Source organism: Alphaproteobacteria bacterium HT1-32 (assembly GCA_009649675.1).
In the GTDB taxonomy this organism is placed as follows: Bacteria; Pseudomonadota; Alphaproteobacteria; order Rhodospirillales; family HT1-32; genus HT1-32.
On sequence record WJPL01000001.1, the window covers coordinates 1,835,855 to 1,849,262 of the forward strand.

Genomic DNA, 13,408 nt, shown 5'->3' on the forward strand with positions numbered 1-13,408 from the left:
ACGAAAAGCGCCGCAGCCCTGAGCGGGTGCGGCGCTGGTCGTCTTATTCGCCGGACGCTGCCGCGGCTTCGGCTTTTTTCTTCCGGCGCGATGTCCGGTTCTCAGCAGCTGCAACCCGTTCTTCCTGGCGCAGTTTCGCCTTCGTACCGGTTGTCTGCTCGGCGATACGCGCGGACTTGCCGGCGCGGCCACGCAGATAATACAGCTTCGCACGACGAACCTTGCCGCGGCGAACCACTTCGATTTCTGCAACGTTCGGGCTGTAGAGCGGGAACACGCGCTCCACACCTTCGCCGTAGGACAGCTTGCGGACCGTGAAGTTGGAGTTCAGGCCGTTATTGCTGCGGGCGATGCAGACGCCTTCATAAGCCTGCAGACGCTCACGATCACCTTCGATGACCTTCACCTGCACGCGAACCAGGTCTCCCGGTGCAAATTCCGGAATGTTCTTGCCGAGCGTTTGGATCTGATCGGCTTCGATCTGTTCAATCATATTCATGGCTTTACGCCCTTTCCTGCTGCTTTGTCGCGACGTCCCCGGAATTATCCCGGTCAGTGCGATACCGGGCCCAGAGGTCCGGTCGGCGCGCTGCCGTAAGTTCTTCCGACTGGCCGCGACGCCAGTCCTCGATATTCCCATGATGCCCGGAGATCAGAACCTCCGGCACCGCCCGACCCCGCCAAACCTGGGGCCTTGTATAGTGGGGATGCTCCAGCAACCCCGTCTCGAAACTCTCTTCCGACAGCGATTCCTCGCTGCCGACCACACCCGGTAACAACCTGACGCAGGCGTCCATGACGGCCAGTGCCGCCGGTTCGCCACCCGACAGGATGAAGTCACCGAGGCTGATTTCCTCAACCTCATGAGCCTCCAGCACACGCTGGTCGACCCCTTCAAACCGTCCGCAGAGGATCCGCAATCCCGGACCTTCTGCCAATTCACGCGCGCGCTTCTGGTCGAAGCGGCGTCCACGCGGGCTGAGATAGATCAGCGGGCCAACGCCACCGGCGCCTTCAATGGCGTCGCTGACAACGTCGGGCCGCATAACCATGCCGGCACCACCTCCGAACGGGGTGGCATCGACAGAGGCGTGTTTATCGCGTGCAAAACTGCGGATGTCCACAGTTTCAAGCGACCACAGCCCCTTCTCCAGCGCGCGTCCTGCCAGCGACAGGCCCAGCGATCCCGGAAACATTTCCGGGAAGATCGTGAGCAGGGTGGCATGCCATCCCTTGTTCTGTTCGGCTGACTCAGTCATCGCCTTTTACGTCACCTTCACCGGCACCTTCCGGTGCCTCGCCGTCTATCTCTTCCGGCGGATCATATATAATCCGCCCACCCGCAATATCTACCAGAGGTACCGCCGCCAGGGTGAAGGGCGTCAGTACTGCCGGGGCATCCGGCCGGACGATCTCAAGAATATCGCCCGCGCCATGGTCCGCGACGCTCTTTACTTTTCCGAACGGTGTCCCGTCCGGCAACTCCACCACCAGACCGACCAGATCGGTATGGTAGTATTCTTCTTCTTCCGGCTCCGGAAACCGGGCGCGATCGACATAAAGCCGTACACCCTTCAGGGCCAGTGCCGCATCGCGATCCGAAATCCCCTTTACCCGGGCGGTCAGCAAACCTTTTGCCTCGCCGGTCAGCTGGATCTCGTATCGCGTCGTTCCCGCTTCGTCTTCCAGCGGTCCGTAGGATGCAATATCCGACGATTCCGCTGTGAATGACTTCAGACGAACGCCACCGCGTACTCCATGCGCGCCGGCAAAGGCGCCGATGCAGACGCGGCTGTCCGTCATGATCGTCAGCTCGCGGCGGTTTCTTCGGCCGGTGCTTCTTCTGCGGCAGCTTTTTCAGCAGGAGCTTCTTCAGCCGGTGCAGCAGCAGCGGCAGCAGCCGCTTCAGCTTCTTCCTTGGCTTTGGCAGCAGCATCTTCAGCGGCCTTCGCCTTGGCTTTCAGAAGTTCCTGGGCCTTGGCTTTCGGCTGGTTCTTCTTGGTCTGGCTCGGGATCGCCGGCATCGGGATGATGTCTGCCTGACCGAGGAACTTCGCAACGCGCTCTGACGGCAGGGCGCCAACGCCCATCCAGTATTTGATCCGGTCTTCCTTCAGCAGGATACGTTCCGGGTGATCCTGCGGGACCATCGGATTGTAGGTGCCGACACGCTCGATGAACTTGCCATCACGCGGTGAGCGTGAATCGGCAATCACGATGCGGTAGTACGGGCGCTTCTTGGCGCCGCCACGGGACAGTCTGATACGAAGAGACATTCAGGTAGTTCCTTTCTTTACGAATTCAGTGATTAACGCGGACCGCCAAAGCCCGGCGGCATCATGCCGGCCAGTCCGCGCATCATTCCTTTTTTGCCCATTTTCCCCATCTTCCGGACCATGTCGGCCATCTGACGGTGCTGTTTCAACAGGCGGTTAACGTCCTGGACATCCACGCCGGAGCCAGCGGCAATGCGCTTGCGGCGGGAGCCATTGATAAGTTTCGGGTTGGCCCGCTCGGATTTGGTCATCGACGAGATGATCGCTGTCTGCCGTCCGATGGCCTTGCTGTCGATATTGGCGTTGGCGAGCTGCTTTTTCATCTTGCCGACACCGGGCAACATGCCGAGCAGACCTTCCATGTCACCCATATTGGTGATCTGCTTCAGCTGGGCCGCCATGTCATCGAGGTCGAACTTGCCCTTCTGGAGTTTCTTGGCCAGTGCTTCGGCTTCATCCGCCTCGAACTGTTCCGTGGCTTTCTCGACCAGCGAGACCACATCGCCCATGCCAAGAATACGGCCGGCGATACGTTCGGGATGGAACGGCTCCAGATCTTCCAGCTTTTCACCGACACCGAGCAGCTTGATCGGGCGCCCGGTCACGGCCCGCATGGAAAGTGCAGCACCACCGCGTGCATCACCGTCAACACGGGTCAGCATGATGCCGGTCAGACCGACACGCTGGTTGAATGTGTCGGCAACATTGACCGCGTCCTGACCGGTCATGGCGTCCGCCACCAGCAGCGTTTCTGCTGGTTTGGTGGCATCACGGACCTGCTCGACCTCGGTCATCAGCGCATCATCGATCGACAGGCGACCGGCGGTATCGAGAATATAAACGTCAAAGCCTTCGAGCAGCGCCGTCTGGCGGGCGCGCTTGGCGATGGCGACAGGCGGTTCGCCCGGAACAATGTTCAGGGTCTGCACCAGAATGCTGTCACCGAGTGTCTGCAACTGCTGCTGGGCGGCCGGACGGTAAACGTCGAGCGATGCCATCAGCACGCGCTTGCGGTCTTTTTCGGTCAGACGTTTGGCGATCTTGGCGCAGGATGTGGTCTTACCGGACCCCTGCAGACCAACCACCATGATGCCCATCGGCGGGCTGACGGTCAGGTCCAGATCCTCGACCTGACGGCCCAGCATGTCGGTCAGGGTGTCGTGGACGATCTTGACGACCTGCTGGCCGGGCGTGACCGACTTCAGAACCTTTTCGCCAACGGATTCTTCGCGAACCTTGTCGATCAGTTCCTTGACGACCGGCAGGGCGACGTCGGCATCGAGCAGCGCAACACGGATTTCGCGGAGCGCTTCCGATACATCGGACTCGCTCAACGCGCCGCGGCGTTTCAGCTTCTCGAAGACGTCACCAAGTCTGGTCTGTAAGGCGTCGAACATCGGCACTTCCGTTTGTAACAACAGTTCTGATCGCCCAAACGCAAATGCGCCAGTGCGCGAACCCTCGCGGACTGGCGGACCCCCGTGTAGATATGGATACGGGAGCAGCTGTGTCTGAACTCTGCAGAACGGCGGGCTTTAAACGGCAAATCGGGCTGCGAGTCAAGGCCCGGCTTGATTTCGGGGCGTGGCGGCGGAGACTTGATCCATATATTGCTGATGATGAGGAATATCCATGCAGTCACTTCACCGCCTTGCGGCTTTTGCGGCCCTGCTGGCATTGACCGCCTGTGATGATGTGCCGACCTCCGTGGTCAGCTATCAGGAAAGCGGTATCGACAGCACGCTGATTGCGACTATTGCCGATGGTCCGATGCCGGTGGTGGTGATCGGTGATCCCTTCAATGACGGCGGTGTGGCGGAACGGACGCTGAAGGAAATGTCGGTCGTGCAGATCGGCCGGGTGATCGAATATGCGCAGGCCGGGCCGGATTTTCCGACTGATGACGCCCGCACCTTTGTGGTCTTCAATGGCTCCGGTGCGTCGGGTGATCGGATATGTCAGGGAGAGGTTCCGGAGACTGCCGCGGTGGGCAGCGGTGAACTGACCCTGCGGATGGTGTTCTGCGGCGGGTCACGTCGCCTGTCTGACGTACAGGGCCGGACACCGAATATCGCGACCAGTGGCCATGACTATTTCGGCATGCTGGTCCGGGGCGCCACCCGGTCGCTGTATCGTGAGGGAGAGCATTAGGCGACGAAGACCTATCCGGCATCTCCGAATGTCTGCCGGGCCGCAATGATCCGCGATATTGTCGTGACCCAGCAAAGCGCTCCGAAGGCCCAGGCCAGCACCGGGAAATATTCCGGCCACAGGCAGATCGCCACGAACAGGGCAATGGTTTCCGTGCCTTCCGTCAGGCCGCCCAGATAATAGAGCGACTTTGAGCCACGGATATCTGTCGTGATGCCCCGCTTTTCCGCCATGATGGCAAAGGTGAGGAAGCTGGAACCGGTGCCCATGAAACTGAAGATCAGGAAAGCGGCGGACAGGCTGTTCCCGGGGCTGGCCAGCGCAAAGCCGAAGATGATGGCCGAATAGAAAATGAAATCGCAGACGATATCGAGATAGCCGCCGAGGTCGGTTTTCCCGGTCAGCCGGGCAACCGCCCCGTCAAGGCCGTCCGACAACCGGTTGATCAGGATCAGGGTGAGCGCAAGAGGATAGGCCCCGGCGGCTATTGCCGGTACGGCCGCGAGGCCGATAAAAAAACCTGCGAGGGTGACGGTGTTGGCAGATATCTTCCGGGCGACCAGTATTTCTGCCGCAAGAGCCAGTGGTCGATCAATGTAAGGTCTGATTCTGGCATCAAGCATAATGACATTTCCCTGAGAGTCTGGCGCCGGGCGGTTAATCAGGTTGTCGCGTTTGACTGCATGCGGCATAAACAGGCAGCAGTTGAGGGGAGAATACCATGTCCGAAGATTTATCCGCCAAGCCGTTGCTTATTATTGCCGCGTCTCTTGCCTATATCATGCGCGCTGATGGTCGCATCGTCGAGGAGGAGATGGCGGAGTTCATGACCGTGTTCGGCAAGCATGTCCGCCGCGGTGATCTGACCTGGGATGAGGTTTCTGCACTGACGAAGGAAGCGATTGCCTATACCGAGGTTAATGATGTCGATGATTTCCTCGAAGAAATATCCGACAAGCTGAGTTTCGCCCAGCGTCTGTCGATCATCATGAACATGTATGATGCGGTGCTGGTTGATGGCAGGGTGGTTGAAAGCGAACGCTGGATCATGCAAAAATTCCAGAACAGCTTCAACATCTTCGAAGATCTGATGGGCCCGCTTCGTGAACTGCTCATTCTGAAGAATGATACCAGCCTGTTCACCTCATCCGCCAATCCGCGCAATGCGGCGGACTATCAGCTGAAAATCTCCGTCACCAAGGGATAAGCTGTCTTTCTGTCATATGTCGCATGATGGTGATCCATCCGGGCCGCCCTGTCGTAGAAAGCTGAAATGGATGATTGATCCGTATTCTGATTTTCAGGGCGAGGCACGGTATCGTGGGCATAGCTGTTGCGGCAGATGGACGATCAGCAGGAAATCGCGGCTACTGGTTTGTGAGCAAGATGTCCGGACGCCCTAAACCGACACCGGAACATTGTGCTGAACTGGTGCGGCGCATTGCCGAAAGCCATGACAAATCCGCTTTCGGAGAAATTTTCGATCTCTTTTCCGGGCGTCTCAAAAGCTATTTCCTCGGGCTTGGTACCTCGGAGAGCGATGCTGAGGAACTGGTTCAGGAAACCCTGATTCTGGTCTGGCGGCGTGCGGCGCAGTTTGATGGCGCAAAGGCCGGCTTCACCACCTGGCTGTTCACCATCGCCCGGAACAAGAGCATCGACCGGATTCGCAAGGAACGCCGGCCTTCCCTCGATCCGGATGAGCCGATGCTGCAACCGGAGCCGGAAACCGCACCTGATGTGGCTCTGAACAGGGAACAGGAAGCTCTGACATTGCGCGCGGCGATAAAAACGCTGCCGCAGGAGCAATCCGATCTGATCCGGCTCGCGTATTATGAAGAGCTTGCACATGGCGCTATCGCCGCAAGGCTAAACCTGCCGGTGGGAACGGTAAAATCCCGGATCCGGCTGGCGATGAAGAAACTTCGACAGGCATATGGAACAGAAGAATGAAGCCGACATTTCACCCGCATGAAGAACTGCTGATGGAGTATGCCTCCGGCGCTCTCGGCGAGAGCCATGCGCTGATGGTGGCGACGCATCTGTCTTTCTGCCCGGTCTGCCGGGAGACGGTTCGCAAGATGGAAAGCTTTGGCGGCGATCTGCTGGATCAGCTGGCTGATGTACAGATGTCAGACCCGGCAAAGGCGGCGCTGTTCGATCAGCTTGATGATCTGGCGCCGGAACCCCTGCGCCCTGCAACATCTCTCTCCGGTGATCACCCCTGCGCGTTTCCCCCGTTGCGGGACTATCTGAGCGGCGGTCTGGCCTCGGCCAGCTGGCGTCGTCTTGGGCCGGCGGTCCGGTATGCTGATCTCAACAAGGGCCGCGACGGGGCGGATGCCCAGCTGATCCATGTGAAGGCGGGCCGTAAAAGCATTCAGCATACTCATACCGGTGATGAATGGACGCTGGTGCTGAAGGGGGCCTATGACGACGGCATTGGCCGGTATCAGGCCGGAGATGCGGTTTTTGCGGATCGTGATACCGACCACAACCCGACGGCTTTGCCGCAGGAAGACTGTATCTGTCTTGTGGTGATCGACAGCCCGATCAGGCTGACAGGTCCGGTCGGGCGTCTGTTCGACCCGATTATTTCCCGCGCTTTCGGCTGACCGGATCAGCCCGGGGGATGGGCTGACCTGTAGCGGTGAAGTGCTGCCAGGCAGGCCTGTCGGCGGTCGTCATCCTGAAACCCGGCTTCCATGGCATTTTGCGCCAGCTGGTCAATCTCGGATCGTGTCAGGTTGAGCGCCCGGGACAGGGCGAGATAGTTTTCAGTCATATAGCCGCCGAAATAGGCGGGATCATCTGAATTGATGGTTGCTTTCATCCCGGCATCCAGCATCCGGCGGACCGGATGATCCCGCAGGTCAGTGACGACCTGAAGCCGGAGGTTGGAGAGCGGGCAGACCGTCAGCGCAATGCCGTCACGGGCAATCCGTGCCGTCAGTTCAGGGTCATCAAGAGCACGGTTGCCGTGGTCGATGCGGTCAATTTTCAGCAGGTCGAGACCATCACGGACATAGTCCGCCGGTCCTTCCTCGCCACAATGGGCAACCAGCCGGTAGCCCTGACGCGCTGCTTCGGCAAAGACCCGTTCAAATTTCGCTGGGGGATGACCGACTTCTGATGAATCCAGACCAACCCCGGCGATGCGCCTCCGGTGTGGCTGCGCCTGCGCCAGCGTTTCGAAGGCGGCTTGCTCCGACAGGTGACGCAGGAAACACATGATCAGCTGCGAGGTCAGCCCGAAAGCGGCCTCGGCCCGGTCAAGAGCGGAACAGATACCGTTGAGCGCCGTCTCAAAGGCAATGCCGCGATCTGTGTGGCCCTGCGGATCAAAGAAAATCTCGCAATGAAGGACATTGTCGGCATGGGCACGCTGCAGATAGGCAAAGGTCAGGTCATGGAAATCCTGCTCGGTCTGTAAAACCGACATTCCGGCATAATAGACATCGAGAAAATCCTGCAGGCAGTCGAACTGATAGGCCGCACGCACGTCGTCCAGCGTGCTGTAGGGCAGGTCAACGCCGTTGCGCTCTGCCAGAGCCAGCATCATTTCAGGCTCCAGCGTGCCTTCGATATGGAGATGGAGTTCAGCCTTGGGCAAGCCGGCGATATAGTCTTCGATGTTGAAACCCGCCGGCTGCATGTCTGCCTCCTAATCGACGAAAACCAGTATTGCCATGACGGCGACCAGTACCCACAACGCCCAGGGCGTGGCACTGCGCCTCTTGCCGCCGCTCAGCCAGTCCATCGATTCAGGATGGACCTTGATGCCCTGTCCGGCCAGCGTGGCGACAGCCTTCTCGGCATTGTCCAGCAGACGCGGGGTCCGGCGGGCGATATCTTCCAGTGTATCACGAACCTTGGCCTGCGGTCCGACGGTATCGATCATCCATTGTTCGATCAGCGGTCTGGCCAGCTCCCACATATTGACCGAGGGGTTGAGTTTTCGTCCGGTTCCTTCTGCGGTCAGCATGGTTTTCTGCAGCAACAGCAACTGGGGCTGTGCTTCCATGCGGAAGGTTTCCGTGACCTGAAACAACTGCCCCAGCAGGCGCGCCACAGATATCTGTGACAATGGCAGGCCCAGTATCGGTTCGGCAATCGACCGGGCGGCCTGAGCAAAATCATCTTTTGACTGACCGGCCGGTACGTAACCGGCGGCGAAATGGACCTCTGCCACACGCCGGTAATCCCGCGACAGAAAACCGATCAGCATTTCAGCCAGGAATTTTTGTGTCCGCCTGTCGATCCGTCCCATGATTCCGAAATCGACCGGTGCGATTGACCCGTCAGGCAGGACGAAGACGTTACCGGGATGCATGTCCGCATGGAAAAAACCGTCTCGGAACACCTGCTGGAAAAATACCCGGGCAGAGGTTTCCAGAACTTTCTGGGGGTCGATACCGGCCGCAATCAGGGCGTCGCGTTCATCGACGGCGATGCCGCTGACCCGTTCCAGCGTGAGGACCCGTTCTGATGTCCGTGTCCAGTCCACTTCGGGCACGTGGAAATCCGGATCATCGGTGAAATTCTCCCCCAGCTCGGCGCAGGCGGCGGCTTCAAACCGCAGGTCCAGCTCCATGATGGAGGTGCGTTCGAACTTTTCCACCATTTCGATCGGCTTGAGGCGCCGCATGGCGGGCTGGGTCGAATGGATGATCTCGGCAACCCATTTCAGGAAATCGATATCTCGGATGAACGCAGCTTCAATGTCGGGCCGGAGAATTTTGACAGCGACCTCGCGACCGTCAGTCGTGGTGGCAAAATGCACCTGGGCAATGGAGGCTGCGGCAACCGAGCGGATATCAAATTCGCTGAAGAAATTGCTGATATCTCCGCCGAGTTCGATTTCGACGATCTCCTGCGCCAGCTTGCCGTCGAACGGGGGCAGGGCATCCTGCAGGGAAGCGAGGTCATTCGACAGTTCTTCGCCCAGCAGATCGGACCGGGTGGACAGGGCCTGACCCAGTTTGATGAAGCTTGGCCCCATATCCTGAAGGGCGCGCGCCAGACGTTCTCCGGGCCGTCCGTCCGTCCCCCTGCGCCAGAGCAGGCGGGCAATCCAGAGCGCGGGTGCCGCCGCCGCAAAGCGGGCAAGTGGAAACAGCGCATCATGCCGGGCCAGAATGGCGGCCAGCCGGAACATCCGGAATATATGTCGAACAGATCGGATCATCAGGAAACTTTGACTGGTGTGGTGACGGTATGCCGTCGCATCAGGAGGGAATGAAGTGAGACGGGGCCTGTCATGTCTAGATGCGCCAGCCGGAATGAATGGCGACGATGCCGCCGAGCAGGTTGCGGTATTTTACCTGTTCAAACCCGGCTTCACGCATCATGTCGGCAAGCTTTTCCTGCGGCGGGAACATGCGGATCGATTCAGCGAGATAGCGATAGCTTTCTTCGTCGCGTGCGACATAGCGACCGATTTTCGGCAACAGCCGGAAAGAATAGAGGTCGTAGGCAGCGGCCATGGCCGGGGCCTGAACATGGCTGAATTCCAGGCAGAAAAACCGGCCGCCGGGTTTCAGAACGCGGTAGGCGTCGGCCAGTGCCCGTTCCGGGTGGGTGACGTTGCGCAGACCGAAGGCAATGGTATAGGCGTCAAAACTGCGGTCCGGTGCCGGAACCTGTTCGGCATTGCCGACGGTCCAGTCGAGGCCCTGCAGAATGCCGCGGTCAATGGCACGGCTGCGGCCGGTACGGATCATGTTCTCGTTGATGTCGCAGACGGTGATCCGGGCGCCGGGGGCTGCCTTTGACATCCGGAAGGCGATGTCACCGGTGCCGCCGGCCAGATCGATAATGGCCTCGCCATCTTTCGGGGCGACACGGGCGACAAAATGATCCTTCCAGAGCCGGTGGGTGCCACCACTCATCAGATCATTCATCAGGTCATAGCGTCCGGCGACGGAATCGAAGACGCCCCGGACCATGCCGGCTTTCTCGTTTTCAGGGACTTCCGTGAAGCCAAAACTGGCGGTGGCTGACGGGTCCGATTTTTCTGCGCTGCTCATGCGCGGGAAGATAGCCTAACGTCTCCGGCTAGGCTAGCTTGTGCGCATGCCTGAGTTACCTGAAGTCGAAACTGTCTGTCGCGGTCTGGCCACTCATCTGGAAGGGCGGGTGCTGACCACTGTTGAGGTTCGCCGTCCGGACCTGCGTTTTCCGCTGCCCGAAGGTCTGGGCGGGCGTTTGCAGGGACGCCGGGTCGAAAGCATTTCCAGACGGGCAAAATATATCCGGATGTTTCTGGATGACGGTCAGGTGCTGGTCGCTCATCTCGGCATGAGCGGGCGGATGGTCATTGACCGGGCAGATGGCGGCATTGCGCCGGAAAAGCACGATCATATCATTTTCACGACGGAAGATGGCGACCGGGTGCGGTTTTGTGACCCCCGGAGGTTCGGCTATATGGACCTGATCGCAGGCGCGGACCTGGATAATCATGCCTATTTCAGGGATATCGGGCCGGAACCACTGGGTAATGCCTTCAACGGGCCTTATCTCGCGGCCCGGCTGGAGGGCCGGAAGACGCCCATCAAGTCAGCCCTGCTGGATCAGCGGATCGTCGCCGGCCTGGGCAATATCTATGTCTGCGAGGCGCTGTATCACGCGGGAATCTCGCCACGGCGGCAGGCGGCAAATGTGGGGCTGGTCCGGGCTGAGAAACTTGTCCCGGCGATCAAACAGGTGCTGGAACGGGCCATTGCCGCCGGTGGATCCTCTCTCCGGGATTATGTTCAGGCAAGCGGTGAGCTTGGATATTTCCAGCATGACTGGGCGGTTTATGGCCGTGAGGGAGAGAGTTGCCCCGGCTGTCGCAAGGAAGCCACACCCTGTCAGGTTCATCGCATTGTGCAGTCCGGCCGGTCGAGTTTCTATTGTGCAAAGCGGCAGCGGTGATGTATCAGATCGGCCCATGCTGACCAGAAGGTCCCTAATTACCGCGCTCACAGTGATCGCCGCCGGTTTCGCGATCCCCGCTGACGGTGCAGAGAACGACCAGTTCCTGTCTGTCATTGAGGATATGCCGCTGATGCCGGGCCTGATCGAAGTGGCCGATGCTGCAACCGTGTTCGAGACCACGCGCGGCAGAATTGTCGAAGCATGGGCGGAAGGGGACGCGGCGATGTCTGCGATTACCGACTTCTATGATGCAACATTGCCACAACTCGGCTGGAGCCGTCTTGCCGCCGGCAGTTACCGGCGCGAGGGAGAAACGCTCACGATTGAGCAGATCAGCGGGGGCGCGCCAACGACTGTCCGGTTCACGCTGACGCCGGACTGATTGCGGAGCGCCCTGCACCACGAGGTTATTCAAAGGAAAAGCACATCATGGCTTACGAGAACATTACTGCAGAGAAAAAGGGCAAGGTCGGGGTTGTTACCCTGAACCGCCCGAAGGCGCTGAATGCGCTTTCATCGCCTCTGATCCGTGAACTCGCCAAGGCACTGGATGATTTTGAGGCGGACACGGAAATCGGATGCATTGTCATTACCGGCAGCGAGAAGGCTTTCGCCGCTGGTGCGGACATCAAGGAAATGCAGCCGAAGACCTATATGGATGTCTATAAGGAAGACTTCATCACCGTTGACTGGGGCCGTGTGGCGGAATGCCGCAAGCCCGTCATTGCGGCGGTTGCCGGTTATGCGCTGGGCGGCGGTTGTGAAGTCGCGATGATGTGCGATTTCATCATTGCTGCGGATAATGCGAAATTCGGTCAGCCTGAAATTACCATCGGAACCATTCCCGGTTCCGGGGGCACCCAGCGTCTGACCCGCTTTGTGGGCAAGTCAAAGGCCATGGAAATGTGCCTGACCGGCCGCATGATGGATGCCGAGGAAGCCGAGCGTGCGGGGCTGGTAAGCCGGATCGTGCCGCTGGCGGATCTGATGGATGATGTCATGAAGACCGCGGAAACCATTGCCAATCTGTCGCTGCCTTCCGTGCTGATGGCAAAAGAGTCGGTGAACCGGGCCTATGAGACGACCCTGGAAGAAGGGGTGCGCTTTGAACGGCGTCTGTTCCATTCGACTTTTTCGACGGAAGATCAGAAGGAAGGGATGGCGGCCTTCATTGAAAAGCGCCGTCCGAGTTTTAAACACCAGTAATTCAGGCCTTCATCGCTTGACGGTGCCCGGGGCGGTCTGTATAAGCCCGCCTCCGGCTAAGAACGCTGATACAGGATAAACACATGGCCAATCATAAGTCGTCGAAGAAGCGCATCCGCACAAACGGTCGTCGCACCGATGTGAATATTGCGCGCCGCGCCCGCATTCGTACCTTCGTGAAGAAGGTCGAAATGGCACTGGACGCTGGCGATCAGGCCGCCGCTGCGGCAGCCCTGAAAGAAGCCCAGCCCGAAATGATGCGTGGCGTCAGCCGCGGCATCTTTCACGCGAACACGGTAGCGCGGAAAATTTCCCGCCTGTCGAACCGGGTGAAGACGCTCGGCGCTTAATACGTGCATATATTGGCGATCTTCTAACGCCGACGAGTTCAAGGCGCTGCAATTGCAGCGCCTTTTTTCGTTCTCGCCGGTGATGGTTGTCACATCCCTTAAATGACGTTTATGCAAGCCCCTTTTGGTCATTTTAAAGCCAAGTGACGGGGTCAAAATGACCTTTTCAAAGTCAAGAATTTTATTTGGATCATAGCCGGATTCAGCCGTTGCGCGGCTCACGGACCGCAGATAGTCTGCTCTTCATCGGAGGCGCAATGCCTCTGTCGCCAAAATGTAGTCGACTCGGATCTTTTTAGAAAAAATGCCGTGCGGCTGTGTTTTGGGTGAGATGTCTGAGGAGAAGAGTACCGGTCGTCTGTCTGAATTCTTTAAGTCTTGGGCTTCCTAGTCTTTGCATCGGATAGTTGAACCAAAAGTTGAATGCAGGCTTATTTGCCATTGGTCTCCGGATTGGGGTCCGGAGTCCTTGGGGAACATTTAAATCTGTGTTTGCCGGGATTT

The 13,408-nt window shown here is 58.8% G+C and carries 17 protein-coding genes; 8 read left to right on the top strand and 9 right to left on the bottom strand.

Annotation, left to right across the window (positions count from 1 at the left end):
• Positions 1 to 43 precede the first annotated feature (43 nt).
• The 5 genes from rplS to GH722_08720 are packed head-to-tail and all read right to left on the bottom strand — an operon-like array spanning position 44 to position 3,673.
• Positions 44 to 499, bottom strand: a complete 456-nt coding sequence (gene rplS / locus GH722_08700; protein ID MRG71847.1) for a 50S ribosomal protein L19 — start codon at positions 497 to 499, stop codon at positions 44 to 46.
• 4 nt (positions 500 to 503) lie between these two features.
• Positions 504 to 1,259 (bottom strand): tRNA (guanosine(37)-N1)-methyltransferase TrmD, encoded by a 756-nt coding sequence (gene trmD, locus GH722_08705; protein MRG71848.1) that lies wholly within the window; start codon positions 1,257 to 1,259, stop codon positions 504 to 506.
• Positions 1,252 to 1,803: a 16S rRNA processing protein RimM gene (gene rimM, locus GH722_08710; GenBank protein MRG71849.1), complete on the bottom strand. Its 552-nt coding sequence runs from the start codon at positions 1,801 to 1,803 to the stop codon at positions 1,252 to 1,254. The genes trmD and rimM overlap by 8 nt, the downstream gene beginning before the upstream one ends.
• A 5-nt stretch (positions 1,804 to 1,808) precedes the next feature.
• The gene (rpsP, locus tag GH722_08715) at positions 1,809 to 2,276 is read right to left on the bottom strand and encodes a 30S ribosomal protein S16 (GenBank protein ID MRG71850.1); all 468 of its coding nucleotides are present in this window, start codon (positions 2,274 to 2,276) and stop codon (positions 1,809 to 1,811) included.
• A gap of 32 nt (positions 2,277 to 2,308) precedes the next feature.
• Positions 2,309 to 3,673 carry a signal recognition particle protein gene (locus GH722_08720; protein MRG71851.1) on the bottom strand — a complete coding sequence of 455 codons (1,365 nt, stop codon included), beginning with the start codon at positions 3,671 to 3,673 and terminating at the stop codon, positions 2,309 to 2,311.
• 235 nt (positions 3,674 to 3,908) lie between these two features.
• On the opposite strand from GH722_08720, the gene GH722_08725 reads away from it, so the two are divergent.
• Positions 3,909 to 4,427 carry a hypothetical protein gene (locus tag GH722_08725; protein MRG71852.1) on the top strand — a complete coding sequence of 173 codons (519 nt, stop codon included), beginning with the start codon at positions 3,909 to 3,911 and terminating at the stop codon, positions 4,425 to 4,427.
• A gap of 11 nt (positions 4,428 to 4,438) precedes the next feature.
• On the opposite strand, the gene GH722_08730 is transcribed toward GH722_08725, so the two are convergent.
• The gene (locus tag GH722_08730) at positions 4,439 to 5,050 is read right to left on the bottom strand and encodes a CDP-alcohol phosphatidyltransferase family protein (GenBank protein MRG71853.1); all 612 of its coding nucleotides are present in this window, start codon (positions 5,048 to 5,050) and stop codon (positions 4,439 to 4,441) included.
• Between the two features lie 98 nt (positions 5,051 to 5,148).
• Here GH722_08730 and GH722_08735 point away from each other — a divergent pair, with 98 nt between their 5' ends.
• From GH722_08735 to GH722_08745, 3 genes are all read left to right on the top strand, one after another.
• Positions 5,149 to 5,634, top strand: a complete 486-nt coding sequence (locus tag GH722_08735) for a hypothetical protein (protein ID MRG71854.1) — start codon at positions 5,149 to 5,151, stop codon at positions 5,632 to 5,634.
• 179 nt (positions 5,635 to 5,813) lie between these two features.
• Positions 5,814 to 6,380: a sigma-70 family RNA polymerase sigma factor gene (locus GH722_08740; GenBank protein ID MRG71855.1), complete on the top strand. Its 567-nt coding sequence runs from the start codon at positions 5,814 to 5,816 to the stop codon at positions 6,378 to 6,380.
• Positions 6,377 to 7,042, top strand: a complete 666-nt coding sequence (locus tag GH722_08745) for a hypothetical protein (protein MRG71856.1) — start codon at positions 6,377 to 6,379, stop codon at positions 7,040 to 7,042. Before GH722_08740 ends, GH722_08745 begins: the two co-directional genes overlap by 4 nt.
• A gap of 5 nt (positions 7,043 to 7,047) precedes the next feature.
• Here GH722_08745 and GH722_08750 read toward each other — a convergent pair whose 3' ends face one another.
• The 3 genes from GH722_08750 to ubiE all read right to left on the bottom strand — a co-directional run bounded on the left by GH722_08750 (position 7,048) and on the right by ubiE (position 10,456).
• Positions 7,048 to 8,082 (bottom strand): adenosine deaminase, encoded by a 1,035-nt coding sequence (locus GH722_08750; GenBank protein MRG71857.1) that lies wholly within the window; start codon positions 8,080 to 8,082, stop codon positions 7,048 to 7,050.
• Positions 8,083 to 8,091: 9 nt separating this feature from the next.
• Positions 8,092 to 9,615, bottom strand: a complete 1,524-nt coding sequence (ubiB, locus tag GH722_08755) for a 2-polyprenylphenol 6-hydroxylase (protein MRG71858.1) — start codon at positions 9,613 to 9,615, stop codon at positions 8,092 to 8,094.
• 76 nt (positions 9,616 to 9,691) lie between these two features.
• Entirely contained in the window at positions 9,692 to 10,456 is a 765-nt protein-coding gene (ubiE, locus tag GH722_08760; GenBank protein ID MRG71859.1) for a bifunctional demethylmenaquinone methyltransferase/2-methoxy-6-polyprenyl-1,4-benzoquinol methylase UbiE, read from the bottom strand.
• Positions 10,457 to 10,502: 46 nt separating this feature from the next.
• Here ubiE and mutM point away from each other — a divergent pair, with 46 nt between their 5' ends.
• The 4 genes from mutM to rpsT all read left to right on the top strand — a co-directional run bounded on the left by mutM (position 10,503) and on the right by rpsT (position 12,904).
• Positions 10,503 to 11,345 carry a bifunctional DNA-formamidopyrimidine glycosylase/DNA-(apurinic or apyrimidinic site) lyase gene (mutM, locus tag GH722_08765; protein MRG71860.1) on the top strand — a complete coding sequence of 281 codons (843 nt, stop codon included), beginning with the start codon at positions 10,503 to 10,505 and terminating at the stop codon, positions 11,343 to 11,345.
• Between the two features lie 16 nt (positions 11,346 to 11,361).
• On the top strand, positions 11,362 to 11,730 hold the full coding sequence (locus GH722_08770) for a hypothetical protein (GenBank protein ID MRG71861.1): 369 nt from the start codon (positions 11,362 to 11,364) through the stop codon (positions 11,728 to 11,730).
• 47 nt (positions 11,731 to 11,777) lie between these two features.
• On the top strand, positions 11,778 to 12,554 hold the full coding sequence (locus GH722_08775; protein ID MRG71862.1) for an enoyl-CoA hydratase: 777 nt from the start codon (positions 11,778 to 11,780) through the stop codon (positions 12,552 to 12,554).
• A gap of 83 nt (positions 12,555 to 12,637) precedes the next feature.
• Positions 12,638 to 12,904: a 30S ribosomal protein S20 gene (gene rpsT / locus GH722_08780; GenBank protein MRG71863.1), complete on the top strand. Its 267-nt coding sequence runs from the start codon at positions 12,638 to 12,640 to the stop codon at positions 12,902 to 12,904.
• Positions 12,905 to 13,408 lie beyond the last annotated feature (504 nt).

Excerpts from the sequence above, each read along its gene's own strand:
- rplS (MRG71847.1), bottom strand. The coding sequence starts at position 499 with ATGAATATGATTGAACAGATCGAAGCCGATCAGATCCAAACGCTCGGC.
- GH722_08730 (MRG71853.1), bottom strand. The coding sequence starts at position 5,050 with ATGCTTGATGCCAGAATCAGACCTTACATTGATCGACCACTGGCTCTT.
- ubiB (MRG71858.1), bottom strand. The coding sequence starts at position 9,615 with ATGATCCGATCTGTTCGACATATATTCCGGATGTTCCGGCTGGCCGCC.
- GH722_08750 (MRG71857.1), bottom strand. The coding sequence starts at position 8,082 with ATGCAGCCGGCGGGTTTCAACATCGAAGACTATATCGCCGGCTTGCCC.
- rpsP (MRG71850.1), bottom strand. The coding sequence starts at position 2,276 with ATGTCTCTTCGTATCAGACTGTCCCGTGGCGGCGCCAAGAAGCGCCCG.
- mutM (MRG71860.1), top strand. The coding sequence starts at position 10,503 with ATGCCTGAGTTACCTGAAGTCGAAACTGTCTGTCGCGGTCTGGCCACT.
- GH722_08735 (MRG71854.1), top strand. The coding sequence starts at position 5,149 with ATGTCCGAAGATTTATCCGCCAAGCCGTTGCTTATTATTGCCGCGTCT.
- GH722_08740 (MRG71855.1), top strand. The coding sequence starts at position 5,814 with ATGTCCGGACGCCCTAAACCGACACCGGAACATTGTGCTGAACTGGTG.
- GH722_08745 (MRG71856.1), top strand. The coding sequence starts at position 6,377 with ATGAAGCCGACATTTCACCCGCATGAAGAACTGCTGATGGAGTATGCC.
- GH722_08775 (MRG71862.1), top strand. The coding sequence starts at position 11,778 with ATGGCTTACGAGAACATTACTGCAGAGAAAAAGGGCAAGGTCGGGGTT.
- ubiE (MRG71859.1), bottom strand. The coding sequence starts at position 10,456 with ATGAGCAGCGCAGAAAAATCGGACCCGTCAGCCACCGCCAGTTTTGGC.
- GH722_08725 (MRG71852.1), top strand. The coding sequence starts at position 3,909 with ATGCAGTCACTTCACCGCCTTGCGGCTTTTGCGGCCCTGCTGGCATTG.
- trmD (MRG71848.1), bottom strand. The coding sequence starts at position 1,259 with ATGACTGAGTCAGCCGAACAGAACAAGGGATGGCATGCCACCCTGCTC.
- rpsT (MRG71863.1), top strand. The coding sequence starts at position 12,638 with ATGGCCAATCATAAGTCGTCGAAGAAGCGCATCCGCACAAACGGTCGT.
- rimM (MRG71849.1), bottom strand. The coding sequence starts at position 1,803 with ATGACGGACAGCCGCGTCTGCATCGGCGCCTTTGCCGGCGCGCATGGA.
- GH722_08770 (MRG71861.1), top strand. The coding sequence starts at position 11,362 with ATGCTGACCAGAAGGTCCCTAATTACCGCGCTCACAGTGATCGCCGCC.
- GH722_08720 (MRG71851.1), bottom strand. The coding sequence starts at position 3,673 with ATGTTCGACGCCTTACAGACCAGACTTGGTGACGTCTTCGAGAAGCTG.